General features: G+C 75.1%; 1 protein-coding gene. It reads left to right on the top strand.

All coding sequences use genetic code 11. The features are described from left to right. The coding region (locus IH61_RS42310) for an HAD-IC family P-type ATPase (protein ID WP_037974234.1) at positions 1–289 on the top strand (289 nt) is incomplete at both ends.

Genomic DNA, 289 nt, shown 5'->3' with positions numbered 1-289 from the left:
GGACGGCGAGGCCCGGGCCGTCCTCGAGGTCGCCGACGCGGTGAAGCCCACCAGCGCCGAGGCCATCGCCGAACTGCGCCGCCTGGGCCTGACCCCGGTGCTGCTCACCGGCGACAACCGGGCGGTGGCCCAGGCCGTCGCCGCCGAGGTCGGCATCGAGCCGCACCACGTGATCGCCGAGGTCATGCCGCAGGACAAGGTCGACACCGTCAAGCGCCTCCAGGCCGAGGGCAAGGTCGTCGCCATGGTCGGCGACGGCGTCAACGACGCGGCCGCCCTCGCCCAGGCC

Origin of the sequence: Streptomyces sp. NRRL WC-3742 (genome assembly GCF_000720635.1) — a bacterium.
Lineage (GTDB): Bacteria > Actinomycetota > Actinomycetes > Streptomycetales > Streptomycetaceae > Kitasatospora.
The sequence above is the reverse complement of the archived record's forward strand: the minus strand, read 5'-3'. Positions and strand labels throughout refer to the sequence as shown.